A 24,706-nucleotide genomic window follows, 5' to 3' on the forward strand; every position below is an offset into this window, starting at 1 on the left:
ACGTATGACGCTGTGTAGTGAAGAATAGAGTGCTTCCCATTCATACAAAATAGGGTGCATTCAGGAGGATGATTCGGCTTCGCCTCACCCTGACGGGCCGTCGCAAGCGACGTTATCCTCCTTTGTTCTGGCGTTCACTGCTCTACAACATGCCAGTACAGAGGTGCTTCTAATCTTACAAAATATGGTGCATCCAGGAGGATTCGAACCTCCGACCGCTCGGTTCGTAGCCGAGTACTCTATCCAGCTGAGCTATGGATGCATTGGTAAAGCTATGCAGTAGTTTACTCTGCACGGTAACGCTATTGGGGGAGGTAAAGCGACAAACCTGAGGAGATACTGAAGAAAATCACGACCACTCGTTGAGAATGGTGCATCCAGGAGGATTATTCGGCTTCGCCTCACCCTGACGGGCCGTCGCAAGCGACGTTATCCTGCTTTGTGCTGGCGTTTACTGCTCTACAACATGCCAGTACAGAGGTGCTTCCCACTCTTACTAAATATGGTGCATCCAGGAGGATTCGAACCTCCGACCGCTCGGTTCGTAGCCGAGTACTCTATCCAGCTGAGCTATGGATGCATTGCTAATTCTTGTATAACGCAGGGTGCTGACTACTCACCATGACGCAGGGCTGCTAACGCTGCATCGGTACTACCCAAAATTAAAGCCGCACTAAGCAGCCTTAAAGAATATGGTGCATCCAGGAGGATTCGAACCTCCGACCGCTCGGTTCGTAGCCGAGTACTCTATCCAGCTGAGCTATGGATGCAAAATGGCGGTGAGGCGGGGATTCGAACCCCGGATGCAGCTTTTGACCGCATACTCCCTTAGCAGGGGAGCGCCTTCAGCCTCTCGGCCACCTCACCACTAGCACTCTTTCGAGTTGTGCTTCAGAACGTTGTATCTGCTCATCGGCACTGCGTGGCGCACATATTACTTTCTGGGCGTTGTAAGTCAAACAATTTCTCCCCCTTTTTTCATCACTCGCGTCTGATTGCACAAAAGCCACGCAAGTCGACCACTTTGACGACAAAAAGAGTGATTTATCAACAAAGAATACCGCGAATTTCAGGTGAAACAACGACGACGAAAATGAGCACAGCAGAAAAATTCTGGCAAAAGAATGATGCAAATGGGGGATAAATGGGGAAAAAGCTAACAGGAGATAGATAAAGGGGGGCGAAAACCGGTAGCGCCTCGCTACTGGGAGCGAGGCGCTGGATCCGTTAGTAACTTGTTTGCTGAGTCTTTTCGGCCTGGATGCGCTGATAGATCTCTTCACGATGCACCGAAACTTCTTTAGGGGCGTTCACACCAATACGTACCTGGTTACCTTTGACTCCCAGCACAGTTACAGTCACCTCATCACCGATCATGAGGGTTTCACCAACTCGACGAGTTAGAATAAGCATTCTTTGCTCCTTGAAAGATTAAAAGAGTCGGGTTACGTGCTTCCCGGCATTATCCATCGTATAACGCTAAATGTAGATTATGACAAATACACCAATAGCGCACCTGTCTGCCAATACATTCTGCTGATACTTAGTTTAGCCGAAAACCAGATCATCAACCTGACTTTATGATTACAGGGGCGTATCGCTTGAACAAACGCCCATCCCAGAGGGGCCTGAGCGCTTCTCCACGATACATTTTTATAGTGTTACAGTTTTGCAGCCACCCATGCCTCAACGCCAGCCAGAGCCGCAGGCAGCGCCTGCGCATCTGTACCGCCGGCCTGAGCCATATCCGGTCGACCGCCACCCTTACCACCGACCCGCTGAGCCAACTCGCCCACCAGTTCGCCCGCTTTTACGCGATCGGTCAGGTCTTTAGTCACCCCGGCAATCAGGGATACTTTGCCATCAGCGACGGTTGCCAGCACGATAACCGCAGAGCCAAGCTGGTTTTTCAGGTCATCGACCATCGTACGCAGCATCTTAGGCTCAACGTTGCTCAGTTCGCTGACCAGCAGCCTGGTGCCCTTCAACGCAATAGCTTTACTGCTCAGTGAGGCACTTTCTTGCGCAGCTTGTTGATCTTTCAACTGCTGCAACTCTTTTTCCAGCCCGCGTGCATGGTCAATCAGCGCGCGAACTTTTTCATTCAAATTACTGTTATTGGCTTTCACCAGGTGAGCAATATCAAGCAACTGCTCATTCTGGCTGTAAACCTGCGCCAGTGCGCCTTCACCGGTCACGGCTTCAATACGGCGTACGCCTGCAGCAGTGCCCGACTCTGACGTAATACGGAACAGACCGATATCACCGGTACGGCTGGCGTGAACACCACCACACAACTCGGTAGAGAAGTCGCCCATGCCAACCACACGCACATGATCATCATACTTCTCACCAAACAACGCCATCGCACCGTGTGCTTTCGCCGCTTCGAGTTCCATGATGTTGGTATCAATCGGCAGGTTACGACGGATCTGGGCGTTGACGATCTCTTCGACCTGACGAATTTCAACCGGCTTCATCGCTTCGAAATGCGAGAAGTCAAAACGCAGGTACTTATCGTTAACCAGAGAGCCTTTCTGCGCGACATGGTCGCCCAGAACCTGGCGCAACGCAGCATGCAGCAGGTGCGTCGCCGAGTGGTTAAGGCGAATGCGTGCACGACGAGTTTCATTGACCTGAGCCGCAATGCGGTCGCCTACACGCAGTTGGCCGGAAGCCAGTTTACCGATATGACCGATCGCTTGTGCGTATTTCTGTGTGTCGTTAACCGTGAACGTGGCACCCTTTTCGCTTTTCAGCTCACCGGTATCACCTACCTGACCACCGGATTCACCATAGAATGGTGTTTCGTCAAGAACGATCACCCCTTCCTGACCGGCACGGATTTCATCCGCCGCCTGTCCGTCAACGAAAATGGCGGTCACCGCCGCATTCAGCGCTAACTGCTCGTAGCCTTTAAAAGCTGACGCCTGCTCGATACGGATAACGTTGTTGTAGTCCGTCCCGAAACCACTGCCACTGCGTGCACGTTGACGCTGCTGCTCCATCGCCTGTTCAAAGCCGGCTTCATCAATTTTCAGGTTACGCTCACGGCACACATCGGCAGTGAGGTCAGCCGGGAAACCGAAGGTGTCGTACAGACGGAAGACGGTTTCACCGTCCAGCGTATCACCCTCCAGGTTTTCCAGCTCTTCATCCAGTAAAGCCAGACCGCGTTCCAGCGTTTTCGCAAACTGCTCTTCTTCCGTTTTAAGGATTTTCTCAACCAGCGACTGCTGATTTTTCAACTCTTCGCCAGCCGCACCCATCACGGCGATCAGCGGAGCCACCAGCTTGTAGAAGAATGTCCCTTCTGCACCCAGCATGTTGCCATGACGTACTGCGCGACGAATGATACGACGCAGCACATAACCCCGGTTTTCACTGGACGGGATGACACCATCAGCGATCAGGAACGCACAGGAACGAATATGGTCAGCGATCACGCGCAGGGATTTATTCCCCAGATCGGTGGCTCCGGTCTCTTGTGCAACTGATTGGATCAGCTGTGCAAACAGATCGATTTCATAGTTGGAGTTCACATGTTGCAGGACCGCGCTGATACGTTCCAGGCCCATGCCGGTATCCACGGAAGGTTTCGGCAGTGGCAGCATCGTGCCGTCAGACTGACGGTTGAACTGCATAAAGACGATGTTCCAGATCTCAATGTAACGATCGCCATCTTCTTCCGGGCTACCCGGAGGGCCACCCCAGATGTGATCGCCGTGGTCGAAGAAGATCTCAGAGCACGGGCCGCATGGACCGGTATCGCCCATTTGCCAGAAGTTATCAGAGGCGTAGGCGCCACCTTTGTTGTCACCGATACGGATAATACGCTCACGCGGTACACCGATCTCGTTTTCCCAGATGCCGTAAGCTTCGTCATCGGTTTCGTACACGGTCACCCACAGTTTCTCTTTAGGCAGACCGAACCACTCGGGGCTGGTCAGCAACTCCCATGCAAAGGCAATCGCTTCTTTTTTGAAGTAATCGCCAAAGCTGAAGTTACCCAACATTTCGAAGAAAGTATGGTGACGGGCGGTGTAACCTACGTTTTCAAGGTCGTTGTGTTTACCACCGGCGCGCACGCAGCGCTGCGAGGTTGTCGCCCGGGAGTAGTTGCGCTTATCCTGACCAAGGAAAACGTCTTTAAACTGGTTCATCCCGGCGTTAGTGAATAACAGCGTCGGGTCATTGTTCGGGACGAGGGAGCTACTGGCTACAACCTGATGTCCCTTGCTCTGGAAAAAGTCGAGAAACGCTTGACGAATCTCCGCAGTGCTCTTGCTCATATTTGTCCTGGAATCACGCTAACGAACGTTTCGTGGGTCTTGCTACGCCGGTATTGCTTTCGCCAGCGACGACACACGAACAAAAAGTGGTGAATAAGATAAATTTTCTTCAGGGGGAAGTAAAATCCCATCGACGGTCAATGATCAAAATTCTCGAAAATTGACCGGATATCTTCCATAAAGAAGCCTTTAGCCATCAGATAACGCTGCACTTTCGCTTTTTCCTTCCATTCAGATGGCAGGGGCAGACCAAACTTACGTTCAGCCAGCATAAAAGCCTGAGCTTGCCAGTCAATTTCTGCGGCAAACAGCGTCTCATCGATCAGCGTTTTATCAATCCCCTTCTGCCCCAACTCCATACGAATGCGTTGCGGCCCGTAACCTTTACGGCTTCGCCCTGCCACATAACGCTCAGCGAAGCGGGTATCATCCAGCCAGTTATGCTGGTAGCACCATTCGACAACACGGTCGATCTCTTCCGGGGCCAGCGGCTCTGGGGATGTTTCTTGTTTAGCACCCTGCTGTTTCTCGCCCTGTTGTTTAGCGAATTGGGCAGCGCGCTCGCTTGAAATAACCAGCTTGCGGCGAAATTCTGCTTCACTGTGATCGCGCATTGCGAGAATACGCATTGCCCGCTCCAGCAGTTTCGCGTGCCGGGTTCGTTCAGTGGTCTCTGACATAGTGCCCCACACAGCGTTGAGTCAATGTAACAGGTGATCAAGGGTAACGTCTGATGGCAGTGCTTGCGAGGAAAATGCGCAGAAAGAGGAGGATAAGTCGCGGGTTTATACGTTTCGGGTGGAACCCGTCGTTACACAATGAAAAAAGGGAACCGCTTTTGCGATTCCCTTCTGGTACAGCGGGCCGAATCTCATCGACCCCTACCGATAATCAGAGGTCTTCGTTGACTTCATTTTCTGCTTCATGCGGTGCAGGAACAAAATCAGGCTTGGCATCCGGATTGTTCAGCAGCATTTCACGCAGCTTCGCTTCGATTTCGTTAGCAATAGCCGGGTTTTCTTTCAGGAAGTTACCCGAGTTAGCCTTACCCTGACCAATTTTGTCACCGTTGTAGCTGTACCAGGCACCCGCTTTTTCGATCAGCTTGTGCTTCACGCCGAGGTCAACCAGCTCACCAAAGACGTTGATACCTTCGCCGTACAAGATCTGGAATTCAGCCTGCTTGAATGGCGCTGCGATTTTGTTTTTCACCACTTTAACGCGGGTCTCACTGCCCACCACTTCATCGCCCTCTTTGATCGCGCCGATGCGGCGAATATCCAGACGGACAGAAGCGTAGAATTTAAGAGCGTTACCGCCGGTGGTGGTTTCCGGGTTACCGAACATCACACCAATTTTCATACGAATTTGGTTGATGAAGATCAGCAGCGTACCCGAATTTTTCAGGTTACCGGCCAGCTTACGCATCGCCTGGCTCATCATACGTGCCGCAAGGCCCATGTGAGAGTCGCCAATTTCACCTTCAATTTCCGCTTTCGGCGTCAGTGCCGCCACGGAATCGACAATGATGACATCAACCGCACCAGAACGTGCCAGCGCATCACAGATTTCCAACGCCTGCTCACCGGTATCCGGCTGAGAACACAGCAGGTTGTCGATATCCACGCCCAATTTCTTGGCGTAAACCGGGTCCAGTGCGTGCTCGGCATCGATAAACGCACAGGTTTTACCTTTACGCTGCGCAGAAGCAATCACCTGCAGGGTCAGCGTCGTTTTACCGGAAGATTCTGGACCATAAATTTCGACGATACGGCCCATCGGCAGGCCGCCGGCCCCCAGCGCGATATCCAGTGATAAAGAACCGGTAGAGATGGTTTCCACATCCATAGTGCGGTCTTCACCCAGGCGCATGATGGAGCCTTTACCAAATTGCTTTTCAATCTGGCCCAGCGCTGCTGCCAGTGCTTTTTGCTTGTTTTCGTCGATAGCCATTTTTACTCCTAATCATGCGGGTAAAGCACACGTAGATGCTGCTTCGTCTCTAAAATATGCGCTGATTATACTGTATGGTCATACAGTATCAAGTTTAATTTTTGAGAAAATGATCGTGCAAGGTCTGGAGCGCCCAGGCTGTTGCCTGGCGACGAACGGCCTCACGGTCGCCGCTAAAGCGCTGCACCAGCGTCAGCACTTCACCGCTGGCAGAAGCGAAGCCAAACCAGACGGTACCCACAGGTTTTTCGTCACTGCCGCCATCCGGCCCGGCGACCCCGCTGACCGAGATAGCGTACTGCGCCCTGGCTTCACGCAACGCACCCTGCGCCATTTCCTGCACAACCTGCTCACTGACCGCGCCGAACTGCGTCAGCGAGGCTTCCGTCACACCGATCATCTGTTGCTTGGCGTCATTACTGTAGGTCACAAAACCGCGCTGGAACCAGGCTGAGCTGCCCGCAATATCCGTCAGCACTTTGGCAATCCAGCCCCCGGTGCAGGACTCAGCCGTGGTAACACTGGCATGGCGTGCCAGCAAACGCTCGCCAACACGGGTACTCAATTGGATTAATTCGTTATCGGTCATCGTGCTCTCTGCTCCCTGATAATGAAGAGCCAGAGAGTAGCACTTTTCCCGGGTTCACGCGGCGTCGAAACCCGTTTTTGCGGCGCGGCTTCCAGGCTTTCTATCAGACTTTCTGCGCCACCAGAAACAAACGCGGAAAGGCCAGCAGCAGATTGCCATCCTGCCGGGGCGAATACGCGCGGGCGATCTCAGCATGGTAGTCTGCCAGCCATAACGCCTGCTCCGCGTCGTCCAGCGCGGCGAGATACGGACGTAATCCGGTTGCAAGCAGCCAGTCGATAATCGCCTGTGGCGACGGCATCACGTGATAGTAAGTGGTGCGCCAGAGATCAACACGGCAACCGGCTGTGGTCAGCAGATCATAATAGTCATCGGTCGACAGCAGGCGTTTACGCGCCGCAGCCTGCGGGTCCGTTTTCGCCTGCCAGGCCGGACGTTCTGCCACATGACGCATCAGACGATGGCTTGGCTCGTCAAGATTATCCGGCATCTGTATGGCCAGTACCCCGCCAGGAGCAAGCTGAGTCACCAGATGAGGCAGCAACACCGGATGATCGGTCAGCCACTGAAGTGACGCATTGGCATAAATGACATCCTGCGGCGGCGTTGCCTGCCAGTGGCGAATATCCGCTAGCGTAAACTTACAGTCCGGCAGACGGCGTTGCGCCTGATCGAGCATCGCCTGTGAGCTGTCAAGGCCCGTCACCTGAGCCTCAGGCCAGTTCTGATGCAATAATTCAGTGCTGTTACCCGGGCCGCAGCCGAGGTCAGTGACATAAGCGGGGGATAAGAGGGGAATACGGTTGAGGAGTTCCTGCGCCGGGCGCGTGCGTTCAGCTTCGAACTGACGATAAAGATCGGGGTTCCAGTCTTTCATTATTCCTCGCTCAGGGATGAAGTGGCAGTCAGGTCTACTGTAGACCTGGCTACCACTGCGATAAATAACAAAATTGCGTCAAAATACTAAGCCGTGTTTAGCGCGCCTGTTTCACCGCAAGCCCCAGTTGCCACACCGCCATCGCATAATGGTTGCTGTGGTTATAACGGGTAATGGCATAGAAGTTCGGCAAGCCGTACCAGTACTGGTAACGCGTCCCCATATCGAATTTCAACAGGCTGACCTGCTGGTTATTATCCAGAGGGATAACCGGTGACAACCCGGCTTCTGCCAGTTTAGCCACGGTATAGCGGGTTTTAAACCCGCTTTCCAGACCGGGCGCCTGACCATTGGCCTCCACGGCAACGGTACCGTTAGTCAGCCAGCCGTGCGCCTGGAAGTAGTGCGCCACGCTGCCAATCGCATCAACCGGGTCCCACAGGTTAATATGCCCGTCGCCGTTGAAGTCCACCGCGTACTGCTTAAACGCAGAAGGCATAAACTGGCCGTAGCCCATTGCGCCGGCAAACGAGCCACGCAGATCAAGCGGGTCATCATCCTCTTCACGTGCCATCAGCAGGAAGGTTTCCAGCTCACCGCTGAAGTATTCAGCTCGGCGCGGGTAGTTAAAGGACAACGTTGCCAGAGCATCAAGAATACGTGTTTTCCCCATCACGCGGCCCCAACGGGTTTCCACGCCGATAATGCCAACAATGATTTCCGGTGGCACACCATAGGTCTGCTCTGCACGCTGCAAGGCGTCCTGATACTGATTCCAGAATGCCACGCCGTTCTGCACGTTATCCGGGGTAATAAATTTGCTGCGATAACGCATCCACGCGCCATTTGGCCCGGTCGGTCCCTGCGCCGTGGGGGTTGGCGCCTGACGATCCATCAGGCGGACAATCCAGTCGAGATTCTTCGCCTGAGCCAGCACGTTGTGCAGCTGCTCGCGTTCAAAACCGTGCTTACGCACCATTTTGTCGATAAATGCATTGGCAGCCTGGTTATTGGCAAAATCGCCACCCAATACGGCCCCACTGTGGGAGGGTTCCAGCAGGAATCCACCGTTGCCTTTAAACGGATTGCCATGAGGTTCAGCCGGGGCCGTCTTCGGCTGGCTGCTACAGGCGGTGAGTAATGCGAGGACAGGGAGAAGCGAAACCAGATAACGCATTAGATATCCATATTGCCGTTTAATAGTGTCAGAAACAGATGGTAAAGCATTGATGAGGAGGAGTTAAGCGGATTTACCAAACCTGATAAGGGATTGGTGTGAAAATCTCCCCTGCCCGGACAGGCAGAGGAGAAAAGAGGATCACGCCTGGCGGAAGACGCTGAGATCCTGGTGCTGCGAAAACAGATCATCCAGCTCGTTCTGATGGGTGATCGCCACCACCGTTGTCCCCGGCAGTTCAGCGCGGACAAGCGTAAGCAGTTGACGGGCAGCCCCCTGATCGAGACTGCTGGTTGCCTCGTCCAGATACAGAGTATCAGGCCGGGCAATCAGCGCACGGGCAAACGCCAGCCGCTGGCGTTCACCGCCGGAAAATACCCGATCCCAGTTCTGCTGCTCCGCCAGCTTGTCACACCAGGCCGACAACCCGACCTTGTCCAACACATCCCTCAGGAATGCGCTATCCAGCAACGGTGGCTGCGGATAGCAGAGAATCTCCGCCAGCGTCCCCTGCCCGAGATAGCTCTGCTGCGGCAGCAGCAAACTGCGCCCTTCCTGTGCCTGCCACTCTCCATCGTAATAAGGCCACAAGCCGTTCAGGGTACGCAACAACGTCGACTTGCCCAATCCGCTGCGACCAGAGAGCTTGCTCCAGCTACCGGGTACACACTGCAATACCACATTACGCATCAGCGGCTGCCCCTGCGGCGTAGTCAAAGAGAGATCGCGGACGTTCAGCGCTGGCCCCGTCGGTGGCGGTGCCTGCTGCGTCTGGTGCGCCTGGATTTCCGCCCGAAACTGGGAAAGACGTTGCATACTGGCCGACAACAGCGCCAGCTCATGGTACATACGAATAAACCAGCTCAGGCCACTATGTACCTGACCAAAGGCACTGCGTATTTGCATCAATCCGCCCAGCGTCACCGCTTTACTGAGAAATACAGGCAAAGCAGCAAATACCGGGACAATCAGGCTGATGCGCATATAGCCCGTGGTAAATAAACCGAGGTTACGCTTAGCATTCATCAGTGAGCGCCAGTTCTGCACAATGGCTATAAAATTACGCGTCAGGTGGCGTTTTTCCTGCTGTTCACCACCATACTGTGCAATCTGTTCAGCATGGTCATGCTTACGCAGCAGCGAGGCGCGGAAATCGGCTTCCGCCTTCTGTTTATGGTAGTTCAGACCGTGCAATTTTTTCCCGATCAGATGCGTCACCAGGCTGCCCACCAGCGTATAAATCAGCACCACCCATACCAGATAGCCTTTTATCACCCACTCGCGACCCAACAGCGTGAAATGCTGCACGCCGGAGAGCTGCCAGAGAATGATGACAAACGAGAACAGCTGCGCCACTACGATGAGGAAATTGACCGTAAGACTGACGGTTTTATCGACAAACAGCTCCACATCCTGCGCAATACGCTGATCGGGATTGTCGGTATTTCCGGTGAGCGACATACGATAGAACGCCCGCTTTGCCAGCCAGCTGTCCACCAGCTCTGACGTCAGCGCAGTACGCCAGCGAATAATCAGTAGCTCAGTAAACCAGTCCTGATAGACAAACACCCCGATATAAATCGCGATATAGACAAAGTAATCTTTGATCAGCGACCAGAGCAGCCCGCTGTCATACGCCCCCAGCGCGTCATAAAAGCTTTTCGTCCAGCTATTAAACAGCACGTTAAGCCAGACGATGGTCCCCCCCATCGCCACAATCACAGCAATCAGCAGCCAGCCCTGCCAGCTGCGGCGGTTACCCCAGAAGGGCCGACACAGCGCCCAGAATTGTTCGGCAACCCTCTTCATGGTTTACCCTGCTGCGGCAGAGAAATATGGAGCACCCGGTTATCGGCACTCAACAGGTGACCCGCGGCCTCACGCACACCCGCCAGGGTAATGCTGTCGGCGAGCTGCGCCACGTCGCTCAGATAACGCGGATCGTCGAAGTGGCGATAACTGAGTTCCAGGCGGCGTTGCAGCGTGGTGATATCCTGCTTACGGGCATTTTCAGCACGGATAAAGAGGTGTTTTTGTTCATCCACCTGTTGCTGAGTGATCTGTTCTGGAAGCTGCGCAAGCACCTGTTCAGCCCGCTGCCACAACTCCTGCGCCCGCTGCGGGGAGCTGGTAAATGTCACTTCCGTTTCGATACGCTGATGCAGGTCCGACAGCTCGCTGTTCATTTGCAGGCGATAAATCCCCAGCGCATCGTCACGCAGGCTGTTTTTCAGCGCCTGATTCGCCAGATTACGCGCAATACTCACCTGCACGGCGGCCTGTGGCGACCAGCTGACGGGCGTAAAGCTCCAGGCTTTGACCTCGGCGCGGGGTTCGATATTCACCGCCACGTGGGCATCAAAACGCCCTGTACGCGGCAACTCAGGCGCGGTGGCGTTCATCGGCGCGCGCGGAATGGAAGCCAGATAACGCTCTGCCAGTGGCAATAGTTGTTCAGATGGCATATCAGCCAGTAAATACCAGGTGACCGGGGCCGATGCCGTGATGTGCCACTGCTGCAGTAAGGTGGTGGACTCCAGTTGCTTTAACGCTTGTGCATCCGGTGCCTGCCACCCTGGCTGACCATAGCGCAACAGACGGATCTGTCGTGCACGGCTATCCTGTACCGTTTGTCTCTGCGTTGTTTGCTGACGGGCCAGACGCATCATATTGTCTTTCATGATGCGGGTATCAATACCCGGTTCAACCTGCAGCGCATGGCTCAGCGCCAGCAGATTTTCCAGCTCACTCCGCGAACTCTGGCCGGAATACTGCAATGCTTCAGCCTGCTGAGAAACGGACAGTGACAGCGATCGCTGCTGTTTCCACGCCTGTAGCTGCTCACTCTGCCAGCCCTGCGGGCCACTTTGACCCACCAACTGTGCCGCCAGCTGCGCCTGCCACGGGTTCAGCCCCTGTGAACGGAAGCCAGCCACACTGCTGCCGGATAACCAGACCTTATCTCCTGCCAGCGGCGTACGCAGCCAGACCAGGCGATCGCCGTTGCTCAGTGTCCACTGCTCCACCTGCTGCGCGGGCCAGGTTTTCACCGCCGTACGTGCCCCCCGCGCCTTAACAGCGTTCAACACCATCACGGTATGATCCACGCTGCGTTCTGGCGCTGCCAGCGGCGCCTTTTTCAACTGCTGCTCCTGGCGTAAAACAGCCTGAACCGTCGGCAGAGTGAAAGGCGTCAGCCCGGGGACGCTGAACTGCACCAGACGGTCCGGGAGACTTAACCAGCGCTGAAACAGTGCATTCACCTGCTGATTATCAATGCTGTCTAACAGCATCAGCGCCTGACGGCCGCGCTGCTGGCTGCCGGTATAAGGCTTGTCCTGTGCCCAGACGGTCGCAATCTGCTGCACCCAGTCGGCAAACTCGCGCTGCTCCTCTTTGCCCGCCATACGCTGAGCGACGTCGCGGATATCCTGCTTCACTGCCGCAATATCCACATCACTCAAGCCATAGCGCCGCATACGCTCCTGCTCACGCAGTAGCACCGTCAGCGCGGCGGCATGACCATCGGGCATCACATCGGCAAACAGGCCCAGCGCCTGGGTCGTTTTACCGATATCGGATTTCCGCACCACCAGACTGCTGACCTCCACCGGCAGATCAGACTTCTGACGGCGCATCTGGCGGCTCCAGGCTGACAGCGCAATCTGGCTGGTCAGCCGCTCACGCAGCGTGGTTTGTCCGGGATTAAAACGCAGCACCAAAGACACCTGGCTGCTGCCGCTCTCGCTGTCTTGCAGACGTACCACTTTTAACTGCGGTTTCAGCGGCGGCTCATAATAATCGCGTGCCGGGACAGTGCCGGCAGGCAGTGTGGCGAAGGCCCGGTGTATTTCTGCTGCCACCTCAGCCGGTGCAAAATCACCGATAATCAGCAGGCGCATATTGCCGGGGTGATACCAGCGCTGATAGAACTGCTGAAGGGTACTGGCAGGCGTTGTCCGAATCGAGGCTTCAGTGCCAATAGTTGGACGTTCCGGGTAGCGCGAACCGTGACGAATAGCCTGCACGCGCTGCTGGTTCATCCGTGTTGCCACACCCAACTTGCCGCGCCACTCTTCCAGAATGATGCGACGTTCGTCATCAAGATCGCGCTGCGTCAGGCGCGCATGGCCTACCATCTGGCTCAATGCCTGAAAGGCGCTGTTCAGATCCTTTGCACCACCCGGCGGGCTCATCATATACAGCGTGCGTTCGTAGTTGGTCATCGCATTATAGTGTTGCGCCCGCACCCAGCCTTGCTGGTGCAGCTGCGTCGCCACGCCCTGCGGGTAAGCCGCGCTGGCACGGAACACCATATGCTCCAGCATATGCGCCACGCCGGACTGATCGTCCTGCTCATCAATCGACCCCACGTCGACGCTCAGGCGCACATCCACCCGCTGTTTCTGGCCACTGAGCGGCACCAGCGTGTAACGCAGGCCGTTATCCAGAACGCCCTGAGTGATCTGAGGCAGCGGGCTGAGTGGCTCTGCCGCCCGCACGCTGCTGAAAGAAAAGAGCAGGCTGAGGAGTGCCACCAGCCCGCTGAATTGACGCCATTGCTTCATTGCATTTTTCCTGTGCCGGAGTACGCAAGCACGCACTCACGGTGTGCTGACAAACAGGGCAGACCGGATGACCTGCCCTGGTGAAGAGTTACCAGTTGTAGGCTACGCCCAGCCAGAACTGCCGCCCGGTTTTGTAGGTCACCGTTTTGGTATTTGCCCCGGTGGTTTGTGAGGTTTCAATCACGTTATCCAGCACGTTGATCACGTCCAGCGTCAGATCCACGCTCTGATCTTTGTACAGCGGCTGGGTGTAGTTAAAGCGCCAGTCGTAAGTGAAGTAATCTTTGTATTTGGTTTTCTGGTATTCAGTGGCACTCCCCTCGTAGCTACCGCAGGCGCTGTTCGCATCCGGGCAACTGACTGTCACGGTGGTGTAACCGTTATAGCCAGCGGTATAACCAAAATTCTGATTCCAGTTCAGGCGTAGCGCCGGGAAATAGGTGTTGAGGTTAACGAAGGCGTTCCACGGCGTGTTGAAGTCCAGCGCATCCATTTCGCTTCTTTCCATCAGGCGGCCATCAAAGATCACTTTCTTTTCATCATCCTCGCCACTGCCTGAATCGTAGTAAGCCTGGGAGCTGGACTTATTGTTCACATAGCTGGCGCCGAGTGACCAGCTCAGGTCGGCCCAGGCAAAGTGGGTCGGGCTGATCGGTTCCGCGGTGAGAGAGAAAGTGCTGCCCTGGGTTTTGGCGTTGTTATCCAGCACGTAGTAACGCTTGCCTTCATCATTGGTAATCGTTTTACGGCCAAACTGGTCCTGCCCGCTGCGCCCGGTCCATTTCACCGTCAGCAGCGTATCCGCCACGCGCTGAGAGACCCCCAGCGACAGCTCATCGCTGTACGGCGTTTTCAGATCGGAGATATCATAATCAATGGATGCGGTACGCACCTCACCGTCAGTCCAGGCGGCACCGGCATTGGCGCGGGTCCGGATAGAGTAGGAGCTGATACCGGATCGCAGTTTATAGGCCAGCAGATTCTGCCCGTAGTAGCGGTTCGCCCCACCGAATACGCGGGTGGTACGGTCACCGAACACATCATAGGAGGCAGCAAAGCGCGGGGCCAGCGTCAGGTTTTTCAGGAAGTCGTCATACTGCGCGCGCACACCCGGCGTCACTTCCAGATTGCCGACGTTCATACTGTCCTGCAGATAGAGCGCATAGTTGGTGTAGTTGCCTTCCACTTCGCGGGCAGGATAGAGCGTCACGTTTTTATAATACTGCTCACCGTCGATGCAGAAATCATCCCCGGACTGGCAAACGGTATTCGCAGAAACAGTAACGGTGCCACGCGACAACGATACATCACGAAAGCGCTGGTAGCGGGCACTGTAAACATCGACCTGCCAGCCAAGATCAATTTGATGCTGTAATCCTGCCAGATTAAGCGGATTAAGTTCGTAGTCCTGTTTCAGCGTCGTGGTACGTTTCTCAGTCGCAAAGGAACCATAACCACCTATATAGGCACTCTGGAAATTCGCTCCCGGTGTACCGCTACTCCAGTTAATCGTATCAGATACAAAATTGGTTGCTCTGTTATAACGGCGCCAGGACTGATAGGTATCAGCGCCATGATCGATTTTATTCTGCTCAAACTGATAGCCCGCCAGGCTGGTCATTTTCCCCCAGTCAGCATTATGCTCCCATTCCATATTGGCACGGTAACCACCACCGGTATTGGTATAACCGCCGTTCTTCACATCCTTGCGATAATACTTCGACTCATGCGGAGAATACATACCGGTCAGGCGGAACATGTCGCCGTTATCGGCCAGATAGGTCCCTTTCAGTAAATAAGTTTCGGCCAGGCGTTCCTGATCGTGCCACTCTTCGAGCCAGGTATGATAATTAGGGATCGTCGACTTCTGACGGTTATAGGCAAAGATAAACCCGGCCTTATCGCTTAGCGGCTGATTAGCGCTAAACGAGTAAAACTCTTTTTTAAACTTCGGCTGCTGCGTCAATTCGGTGGCCAGTTCAAAGGCTTCGGCATCGCTGGCGTCAATATGGTATCGCGTCCAGCTGTCGCGCGTGGTGCGGTAAGAAATTTTTCCGGAGGCTTTTTCTAAATTGGGATCTTTTAAACGTGCATCCACCACGCCGCCGGTAAAGTCACCGTATTTGGCCGACACGTTGCTGTCGAACACTTCCAGCTGCTCCACCAGCTCAGAGTTAATCCAGAACGACTGCGTACCGCCTGCAGGCAGGTCGGTGGGGCTGTAACCGTCGGGCGTGTTGCTCAACTCACCGCCGTTCGCACCGGGATTGATGGTGTTATTATTCGATAACCCATCAATCATAAAGTTGTTGTTATAAAACTTCTCACCGTGGAATGAAACATTCTCCGGGGCCAGTTCGCCAGGGGTATTACTGCTGTCCGTGGTATTAGAGAAGCGCACATTGGGATTGTGCTTCAGCAATTCGGTAATACTGCCGTTGGCGGTGGGAAACTGCTTAATCTGCTCTGCCGTCAGAATTTGCGTGCCCATCGACTGGCTGGTTGGCGTGGAGCGCACCAGAATCGTATCTTCTGTCTCTGTTGCGTCCTGTTCCTGCTGTGTTTCTTTTTTGCTGCTGGTTTGCTGTTGCGTCAGGCTATCGTCCTGCTGCGCCCAGGTGGCGGCAGGCAATAACGAAACGGCCATTATCAGGCCAAGTTTTTTATTCACGTCTTTCCCCAGAGATAAATAAACCCGTCATACGTCAAGCCTCCTTATAAGGGCTCGAATTATTTTGGGTATAAGATACATAATGAAAATGGTTATTTATTTTTCCAGCTCAACCTGGCCGTTTAATTTGAAAACGATGGTGACCGTTTGATCGTTCACTTCCGCCTGGGTCTGATAACGCCAGCGGGACATATCTTTGGCGATCGCGGCAGCAAATACGCCGGTCGGTGTTTCGGACAATATGCGCACATCGGTAATCGTACCGCTGGCGGTAATATTGAATTTCACTCTTACGCGCCCTTCCACGCCCATCGCTTTAGCACGCTGCGGGTAATTCACCCGGCGATGTAAGGCTTTCACATTCTGCGTTGCGCTGCTTCCCGCCCCCACCTGCGCACGGCCGCTGTCGCTGCTGCCGGTTCTCGCCGCGCTGACACTGCTGGCGGCCCCTGCGGCCGTATTCGTCTGCGCCGTCTTCTTGCCGGACGTATCTGTCGCTTTCGCGATCGGAGCCTGGGCCGGTTTAACCGCCTGCGACGGGCTCTGTGGTTGGCGCTCTACCCGCCGCGCAGTTGGTACTTCACGAACGGCGTTCTGCTGCGGCTTTTCCACTTTTCGTGGCGCACTCTCACGTTTTTTCTCATTAGTCGCAGGCAGTTTAATCACTGCGTCAGGCTGGGCTAACGCAGGCATTTTTATCGCCCGGGAAGGCAATTCCGTCTCTGTTTTTTCCTGCGGCGCAGGCTCCGTCAGCGGTTCAGCGGTCGGGGCCACGGGCAATCTGTGGCTGGCCACGCTAACCATCGTCATTGCCACCACGCCGCCTTCAGCACCAGCCATTAATAACGCAGGCACATTATCGTTACGCAAAAAACTGGCAATCAGCGCCAGATGCAGCAGTAGCGACACCACGACAAACACCGGCATACGCCAGGCATACCGCGCCGTAAAAGGGGGCATGACGTTTGCGGTAATGGACTGTGGGTGACTCACTGCGCCTTTCTCCTGATCGCCTGCATCCGTCAGACAAATGACCTGGGTCAGGTGAAGCGCGGATCTGATAAACAAATCAGGCGACACCCGAAGCAGACCTGCCTCTGCGCTGACTCATAAGAGTGCAAGTAAGATCAATAAGTTATTAATCGTAATGTTAATGATAATTATTTTACAGATCATAATGATTATCAATTAATATTTGCATCTCACACGAAGTGCATGACAAAAAACACGTTAAAAACGAGAGTAATAATCACACAGGTTATTGAATAAGAAAGGAAAGAAGTAATACTTAAAGATATGTCAATTTACGTTAGCGAGGGGTGAGACAAGAGTGGCACCTTCAGTACCACTCCACGTCAGGGGACGAACAGATGTTATCGTCCCGCCAGGGCTGGCGGGAGTCAGGGGAAACAATTAGCGCTTATAATAAATCTCACCCTGTTTCGCCTGCAGGATTTTTCCTTCCGCGTTGGTGATCAACACGTAGTTGCCGCCCATATAAGTCCAGTGGCTATCGGCTTCCGGTGCTGGCAGGTGGCGCACCTTCCACTGAACGATTTCATATTGTTTAGTGCGGTAGACTTCAGGCACCACATCACCAATAGCAAAACGCTTAAAATCAGCAAAGAAGTATTGCAGATCGTAAGGGTCGTTCGGGTTCGTTTGTGGGGCGGTAGCCGGTGGATCCTGCGACAACGAGTTCTGGCTTTCCGGGGTTTGAACGGCAGGTGCCTGTACTTCAGGGGCCGCTTCTGCACTCTGCTCACCTTCCGCCCAGGCGGCAGGGACGCTGGATAACGCCGCAGCCGAGAACAGCGCAGAACACAGTACCACTTTCAACTTACGCATACTTTCTCCAAAAATTAGGCTATCTGGCAGCAATCAGCTGCGAAATCAACAAATATAAATATGGCGATAATCCATCATCAGCCGGTCCCATCAATGCCCGATAATACTTAGAGATCCCCGCAGCAAGATGGTTCCGACACAGTTACTTGCGATAATAATGTGATGTCGGTCAGACACCGCAGAAATTATTGTTAAGAAACATGACCTGACCTGTTTCCGGGCCCCGTCATGCCGCTGCCCTGATACGCCCCGGCAGACTATTTCGGCTGGCGCTGCACCTCGCGCCAGACCTTCAATGCCAGCATCACAAGGCCACCTGCGCCAATAACTAACAGCGCCCAGAGCAGCCCTTTCTGCCACAGTTCGCTTTTCTCTGCCCCGGCAGTGGCGGTTAATCGTTCCCGTCCCCCAAGGGTTTGTATTGATGACGTGGTTCCGGCATCAGGCAGAACCAGCCAGCGATTGGTTTCCGGTGGGATCAGCGTATCCAGACTTATCGCCTGCGCTGCGGCAATCTTATTGCCCCACACCAGCATAAACGGTGGACTGCCCTGAGCATTAAACACCAGCTTTCGCACCTCGCGCTCCCCACTGACCAGCGGTGGCATCCCGCTCCACTGCTGGTTAATGCCTTTAACCCGGATCGCCTGAATCAGCTCCCCCTGCAGCACCAGCGGCACGGAGGCGCTTTCCCCCAGGCTATAAACCACCTGTTTGCCCAGCGGATGCCAGCTGTCCTGCGCGCTGCTGCGGTAATCAATTTCCAGCGGTAACACCGCATTACTCTGGGCAGGTTTAATACTCACCCGGCTGAACGGCTGCGACGATGACCAGCTGTATTCGGCTTCACTCTCTGACAGCGTTTTTACTGTCGGCGCCAGGGTCACGTAGTGCGAGCGCGGTAACGGGTTTGTCGACTTCTCAATCCCGGTGATAGCGCTGAGGTCGAGATTCGCGGGTTGCGCATCATCTTTAAACACCAACATCAGGTAGCGCGCACGCGGGGTACGGCGGTCATAAGGCAGGTCGATGGTATCCAGCAACAGCCGATCGCTGCCAGAGGTGAGATCCATCAACGGCGCATCGTCGTTCAACGTATCCCAGCTTTTCAGATCCTGACTGTAAAGCACGCTGACCCGCGCCTGCCAGTTCTGCGGCAAACGCGTCCAGGTCAGTTTCAACCCACTTAGCCTCGGATAGAAGTCTTCCCCCTCCTGCGGCACTTCCAGCAACAAACTGCGTCCTGAGGATTTTTCGCCCTCTGTGGGCAGCGTCACCTCAATCCCATTGGCTGCTTTCACTGTGATCTGCGACTGACCGCTGGCTCCACGCTGCGGATTATCCAGCGGGAAGACGCGGAGCGGCCAGGTCTGACTCTGCGTCTCATGGGTCTCTGTCGAATAGAGAGCAAACGGCACCGTCACACCCTGGCTGTTAAACACCCGCAGGTCGCGCATATCGGGCCAGGCCGTTTGCTGGTACACATCGCCAGGCAATGCGACTTTGAAGAACGGCTCAGAGCCCTGGGTGGTCAGCGGCAGACCATAAGCATAATCCTTCGGCGCTTCGCCCGTCTTCGCGCTCACGCTGGCTGACAGGCACAGTGCGGCCAACAACAGTCCGTGACTCAACTTACTCTTCATGTTTTCCCTCATTGACTGTCACAGCATCCTCTTTATGTCCGGTTTTCGGTGGCAGGGGTGAAAAATACCCGGCAATCAGCACCAGGATTGCCACACCGATAAAGCCCACTGCACGCGCCAGGCCACCGCCATGCGCACTGTCGACCAGAATTAATTTAATAATTACCACACCCAGCAGACCTGCTCCGCCAAACCAACCCTGGCGATCACGGCATCGCGTTGACCACAGCATGATCATCAGTGCCGTCAGCATCCACAGCAGCGCAAAGGTGGTCTGTACCAGACGCGATGACCATAGTGCTTCTGCCTGCCACGCAATAGCACCGTAGTGAGCCAGCAAACGCATCACCAGACCATTGCCCCACCAGAACAGCAGGGCTACCGCGGCCAGGCGCAAGGCGAAATCACACCACGGAAGCACAGCGGCAAAACGGTCACGCAGCAGCCCGCCCCACAGTAAAAGTGCAAATATCAGTACCAGTGCGCCCTCTTCCAGTGGGTTGAGCAGGGGCAGATAGTGCCAGTCAATCATAACGCCGTCATGCAGGTTACCCAGCAGCAGCAATAACAGCGCACAGGGTGCCAGCGGCAGCAGCCCCAACGTGCTATATAAACGTTGATGAGCCGCAAACGGCCAGAGCCCCCGGCGTAGCGCCCACAGCATCAGCAGAATAATCCCGGCGATAAATACCATCAGTACAGCAATACGCCATTCATCCATGCCCCACGGCAGCTTATCCGTGATACGCCAGACCTCTATCCCTGTCGTCAGCAGCATCCAGAACAGCGATAAATGCAACCCCTGTTCCAGCATCAGAGGTTTCAGTCTGCCTTCTTCCCGCTTCAACAGTGCGTAAGCCACACTCAGCACTGGCAGCCAGACCAGATTGAGCCAACCTGCCGCCAGCAGGGAGTTATCGATCACCTGTTGATAAAGCACGACCAGCAGCATAGCCAGCCACAATAGCCACGGCATGTAACCCAGTTCAGGCCAGGCAAAACGTCGGCTGGCCAGATGCCAGGCAACGGCGGACAGGGCAATAAGCCCCAGTAGCGGGAACAGGAAGTCATCATCCGGGACAGGTGTGGCTGCCAGCCCACCGATCAGTGCCGCCAGCCACCAGAGAATGCCGCCGCACAGCAGCACGCGCGACACCACGTTGTTCGCGTTACGCCACAGCCAGGCCCCACCGAGCCAGGTCAGAGCCAGTACGGCAAATATCAGACTGAAGGAGAAAGCATAGATGCCATTGAAGCAGGCCATCAGCGCGGAACCCAGAGCCAGCAGCAGCAATCCGGTACCACTGTAGCTGACACGTGACTGGCGCTGCGACTGCCCCAGCCAAAGGATACCCAGCCCTTCCAGCGCCCAGGCCATTGACGTCCATTGTGCAGAGAGTGCCAGCGGGATCGCCAGGGTGGTGAACACGCCTCCTAACGCCAGCCCGGCAACGGCCAGCTGCCGCCCCAGCGCAGGATAGCGGCGCAACGCGACCCAGGCCAAAAGCAAATAAGCCAGACCAAAGCCCAGCGCGGAGAAGGCCGGACCAAACGCCCAGTGCTGCGTTATGTGGTACTGCATGCCAAAGCCGACCAGTGGCGGCCCGAACAGCAGTATGCCATCGATCACCTTCTCGCCTTTCACCTGTCCGCGCAGCGATAACCCCAGAGCCAACACGCCGAAAATCACCATATTGGCGATCAGGAACAGCTGGCAGCTCAGGTAAAATTCTGGCTGATAATCCTTCAGGCCCCACAATCCCGCCACGCCAAAGGAGAAGGCAAAGCCCAGCAGATTAAGCGGCCGCCAGGGCTGCCAGACGGTGATCGCCAGAATCCCCAGCGACAGTAGCAGGTAATAGGAGAACAGCGCGATATGACTGCCGCCGCCGGTAGACAGCAGCAGGGGAGAAAGATAACCGCCGATACTGGCCAGCATTGCCAGACTGAGGGCGCGTTGCAGTACGGCCAGGCCCACGCTGGCGGCACAGATCACCAGCATCAGGGCAAAGGCCAGCAAATGGGGTAGCAAGGCATACAACCGGAAGGCACCAAACACCGTAATATAAAGTGCTCCCACCGCCCCGCCCTGCAGGATCAACGCGTAGAGTGACTGTTTTGTCCTGAGCCGCCAACCCAGCCCCAGCATCGCCAGGCTAGCGAGCGCGGCACCCGCCAGGCGCAACTCGATGGGCAGCATATCGCGCTCAACCGAATATTTGAGCAGATAGGCCAAACCGAAGAACATCAACAGCACGCCCAGTTTCGCCAGCGGGTTGCCTTTCATAAACCAGGCCAGCAGGCCGGAAAGCAGGCCCGAGACCCTATCAGGCTGCTTATCATGCGGTTGAGGCTGAACGCGAACCGGAGTGACAGAGGGGGTTTTCGTGTTCTGCACGGCGACAGTAGGGGCTTCTTGCCGGAGGCGTTCCTCGCCCGCCCTGGCCGATGCCTCCGTCGGCACCACCCGTTTCGGTGCATCATCGACGGAGGTTTCACCCCGCTGCCATTTCGCCAGCTTCTGCTGTAACTGGGTGACCGTCTGTTTGAGTTGCACCAGCTCACGCTCATTACGTTTGCTGCGCGACAGTGAAATCATCACCATTATTGGCAGTACGACTACGGTGAATACAGCAACCAGCCCGGCAAAGAGCAGAAGCTCATCCATGACACCATCCCATGTGTGAAATAATAGTTACATTCTGACATGAAAAAGAAGAAGTCATGCAATAAATCAATGCGCCTTTTCCTGCGCAGTTTGCGGGATGCTTTCAATTTTTACCTGTGACAGCGCGTGACCCGCTGGGATAATATAGTCACATTACATATCCTGATGCCTGTCATGCCGTCATGTGCGCGTAAGACCCGGTTTTCACCCCTATCAGCCATCTCCTTGCCAGGATGCTTCATCATAGTTACTGTTTGATATGGCAAGGATTTTCAATGGATTGGAGCATTCCACCTGATGAACAACACCGAAAATTTATCCTCGCACACGCCGATGATGCATTGGTGTGTGGATACTGATAAATAAAGATTATTATGACAAAATCAAAAAAACCTACGTTTTAACCTACACTTTTATAACCAATTGATTTATCTGTTGTTACTACCCTGCTGCACTTTGACAGATTAGCACGTGCAGTTTACAAAACACCGTACAGTGACACCAAAGGTGAATGTAAAGATAAAATTCTAAACTACTTTATCCACTCGCCAAGAACCGCCTCAAGCTTAGCCAATGCGTGAGGATGTTTATCTTTTGGTATGCGCCCGATATTTTGCAACTTCCACTTAACCGCTGGTAGATGCTGAATCTGATCTTCAGGAGCTAGACTCCAGTCTGGTTGACCACCTTTGAAAGACATCAAAAAATCATAATCCCGCTGGGTGAATTGTGCTTTGAGAGCAGTAACCATTAAGTTAGGTATCGCATTGAGTTCTTCCAAAGGCAACGCATCGAATGTCATTCCGTTAAATTCATTCGCATATAGCTCAGAAATATCTTTCCAGCGGGGATTAAGCACCTCTGATAATGGGCGTGGGTGTCCCAGTAGATAGGTGATGAAACCATTAAAGATCTGGCGATCAATGCCTTGCGTTTCGAGTAGCATTTTGACGTCAAAAAAATCACGAGGATGTTGCCTATCCAGCGCAGCGCAAAGCTTCCCACCATAGAGATCGGCAAGCGATACAACCTGAATAGTAGCAAAGCCGAATTCGTCTTCTACCGCTTCAACGACATCACGTTCTTCTGGGGGATACAGTGTGCCTCGCGCAACAGGCGAAACTTCTATCTTTATCTGTGCCTCCTGAGAAGAAACAACAATGCGCATTTCATCAGGATTATTCGTTTGTAGTACCGCCGAAATATCAGCCTGTTGTTGCAGTATTTCAGCGATACGCGTCAAAGAAGCCCGAACATTTGGCAACGCCACATCTCTGCTTTCCAGCGGAATGTAAGCCAGATCGATATCAACCGATAACCGTGGAAAATCACGAACAAACAAGTTAATTGCCGTCCCACCTTTAAGTGCAAAGCATCGCTCTGATGCCACAACAGGTAATGCACTTAGCAGCAACGCAACTTGCCGATAATAAGGTGATTGCTTATCCATGTGAGATCCCTTTACTAACAAAACTCTCTGGAACAGTGATCTGATATTTTTGGTCCAGCTTGCCACCAGATACGATCTGCCGTTTCCCGGCCCCCAAATCAATGTTGGCTTTATCTATTCGCTTAACCCATGCATGAGCATAGTGATCGGCCAGAAACAGGTAAAGCCGGTTAGTTTTCACTGCGCGACTGGATTGCAACAACACTTCGACTTTACGTGGACTCAGATTTACCAACCCCTGAAACAGCTCCGCTGAGTGCTCAAATGAAAGCGAACCAGGTACTGCATTAGCAACCTCGTAAGCAGCTAACTCCGGCAAACTCGCTTTCAACCGCTCTCCCTTAATTTCTACCTCTGTCAGATATTTTTCGTCATGCGTACTGAGCTTCTGATTCGAAAGTAATAGCCACTCGACATTGGGAAATTCTTTGAACCACTTTGGTAATGAAACTTTATCTTCTACACAAAGCCATATTGCCTGGCGTGTTAAGTGAAGATAATGAGAGCGTCCCTGATAGGCCAAGCTAGTAAGCCCCGCAAGATGCACAGAAAGCCCCAGCTGATTTTGCAAGCATAAGACAGCATCGCTCCACTGAGGCTCGCGTCCACGCCGCACGTATACACCAGCACGTAGCTTTTTCAACCAATCGCTGTGCATATACTTATTGGCTAAAGAAGGACTTATGCCGTTTTTGGTCAGCCAAGACTGTAACACCAAAGAGCCCGGCGCAGTGTTCTGCAAAAGCCAGTTTAGTTTTGATGACATAAATTCACCTTTAGTTTAACAAAGCAACAAATAATAAACTACTTAGTGAGTAATATGTCAATAATGAGAGAAAGCAGCCTAACTACACTACGGGATACTTAAGCAGGATAAGCGTACAGCAGGAATCGTATCACCGGGGAGGCATTATTCGGCAAACTGCGTGGCGTAACATGACAGTGAGTTCGCGGCTCCGGTTTACTGGCC

The 24,706-nt window shown here is 54.1% G+C and carries 16 protein-coding genes and 4 tRNA genes; all 20 read right to left on the reverse strand.

Annotated elements, in window-relative coordinates:
* Positions 1-185 precede the first annotated feature (185 nt).
* The 20 genes from HHI26_RS24590 to HHI26_RS24685 all read right to left on the reverse strand — a co-directional run bounded on the left by HHI26_RS24590 (position 186) and on the right by HHI26_RS24685 (position 24,502).
* A tRNA-Arg gene (locus tag HHI26_RS24590) sits at positions 186-262 on the reverse strand.
* Between the two features lie 241 nt (positions 263-503).
* Positions 504-580: transfer RNA gene (locus tag HHI26_RS24595), tRNA-Arg, on the reverse strand.
* 113 nt (positions 581-693) lie between these two features.
* Positions 694-770 (reverse strand) — tRNA-Arg (locus tag HHI26_RS24600).
* Between the two features lie 4 nt (positions 771-774).
* A tRNA-Ser gene (locus HHI26_RS24605) sits at positions 775-867 on the reverse strand.
* A 360-nt stretch (positions 868-1,227) separates the two neighbouring features.
* Complete coding sequence (csrA, locus tag HHI26_RS24610) at positions 1,228-1,413, reverse strand: carbon storage regulator CsrA (protein WP_004155916.1); 186 nt, start codon at positions 1,411-1,413, stop codon at positions 1,228-1,230.
* Positions 1,414-1,661: 248 nt separating this feature from the next.
* Positions 1,662-4,292, reverse strand: coding sequence for an alanine--tRNA ligase (alaS, locus tag HHI26_RS24615; protein WP_133845994.1), 2,631 nt, complete (start codon positions 4,290-4,292; stop codon positions 1,662-1,664).
* Between the two features lie 137 nt (positions 4,293-4,429).
* Positions 4,430-4,972, reverse strand: coding sequence for a regulatory protein RecX (locus tag HHI26_RS24620; protein ID WP_133845995.1), 543 nt, complete (start codon positions 4,970-4,972; stop codon positions 4,430-4,432).
* Between the two features lie 211 nt (positions 4,973-5,183).
* The gene (recA, locus tag HHI26_RS24625) at positions 5,184-6,245 is read right to left on the reverse strand and encodes a recombinase RecA (protein ID WP_133845996.1); all 1,062 of its coding nucleotides are present in this window, start codon (positions 6,243-6,245) and stop codon (positions 5,184-5,186) included.
* Between the two features lie 94 nt (positions 6,246-6,339).
* Positions 6,340-6,834, reverse strand: a complete 495-nt coding sequence (pncC, locus tag HHI26_RS24630) for a nicotinamide-nucleotide amidase (protein ID WP_133845997.1) — start codon at positions 6,832-6,834, stop codon at positions 6,340-6,342.
* 103 nt (positions 6,835-6,937) lie between these two features.
* Positions 6,938-7,711 (reverse strand): trans-aconitate 2-methyltransferase, encoded by a 774-nt coding sequence (tam, locus tag HHI26_RS24635; RefSeq protein WP_171149916.1) that lies wholly within the window; start codon positions 7,709-7,711, stop codon positions 6,938-6,940.
* 97 nt (positions 7,712-7,808) lie between these two features.
* Positions 7,809-8,888: a lytic murein transglycosylase B gene (mltB, locus tag HHI26_RS24640; protein ID WP_133845999.1), complete on the reverse strand. Its 1,080-nt coding sequence runs from the start codon at positions 8,886-8,888 to the stop codon at positions 7,809-7,811.
* 141 nt (positions 8,889-9,029) lie between these two features.
* Positions 9,030-10,697, reverse strand: coding sequence for an ABC transporter ATP-binding protein/permease (locus HHI26_RS24645; protein ID WP_133846000.1), 1,668 nt, complete (start codon positions 10,695-10,697; stop codon positions 9,030-9,032).
* On the reverse strand, positions 10,694-13,456 hold the full coding sequence (locus tag HHI26_RS24650; protein WP_171149917.1) for a pitrilysin family protein: 2,763 nt from the start codon (positions 13,454-13,456) through the stop codon (positions 10,694-10,696). The genes HHI26_RS24645 and HHI26_RS24650 overlap by 4 nt, the downstream gene beginning before the upstream one ends.
* Positions 13,457-13,544: 88 nt before the next feature.
* Complete coding sequence (locus tag HHI26_RS24655; protein ID WP_346775717.1) at positions 13,545-16,127, reverse strand: TonB-dependent receptor plug domain-containing protein; 2,583 nt, start codon at positions 16,125-16,127, stop codon at positions 13,545-13,547.
* Between the two features lie 96 nt (positions 16,128-16,223).
* Complete coding sequence (locus HHI26_RS25655) at positions 16,224-17,120, reverse strand: TonB family protein (protein WP_171149918.1); 897 nt, start codon at positions 17,118-17,120, stop codon at positions 16,224-16,226.
* 420 nt (positions 17,121-17,540) lie between these two features.
* Complete coding sequence (locus HHI26_RS24665) at positions 17,541-17,975, reverse strand: RcnB family protein (protein WP_159337959.1); 435 nt, start codon at positions 17,973-17,975, stop codon at positions 17,541-17,543.
* 257 nt (positions 17,976-18,232) lie between these two features.
* A complete protein-coding gene (locus HHI26_RS24670; protein WP_171149919.1) occupies positions 18,233-19,618 on the reverse strand; it encodes a DUF3999 family protein in 1,386 nt (461 codons plus the stop codon).
* On the reverse strand, positions 19,608-22,286 hold the full coding sequence (locus HHI26_RS24675; protein WP_171149920.1) for a DUF2339 domain-containing protein: 2,679 nt from the start codon (positions 22,284-22,286) through the stop codon (positions 19,608-19,610). Before HHI26_RS24675 ends, HHI26_RS24670 begins: the two co-directional genes overlap by 11 nt.
* A gap of 532 nt (positions 22,287-22,818) precedes the next feature.
* Positions 22,819-23,736 (reverse strand): nucleotidyl transferase AbiEii/AbiGii toxin family protein, encoded by a 918-nt coding sequence (locus HHI26_RS24680; RefSeq protein ID WP_171149921.1) that lies wholly within the window; start codon positions 23,734-23,736, stop codon positions 22,819-22,821.
* Entirely contained in the window at positions 23,729-24,502 is a 774-nt protein-coding gene (locus tag HHI26_RS24685) for a type IV toxin-antitoxin system AbiEi family antitoxin (RefSeq protein WP_171149922.1), read from the reverse strand. The genes HHI26_RS24680 and HHI26_RS24685 overlap by 8 nt, the downstream gene beginning before the upstream one ends.
* Positions 24,503-24,706: the final 204 nt, after the last annotated feature.

It is taken from the genome of Erwinia sp. JH02 (genome assembly GCF_013074405.1).
GTDB lineage: Bacteria > Pseudomonadota > Gammaproteobacteria > Enterobacterales > Enterobacteriaceae > Erwinia > Erwinia rhapontici.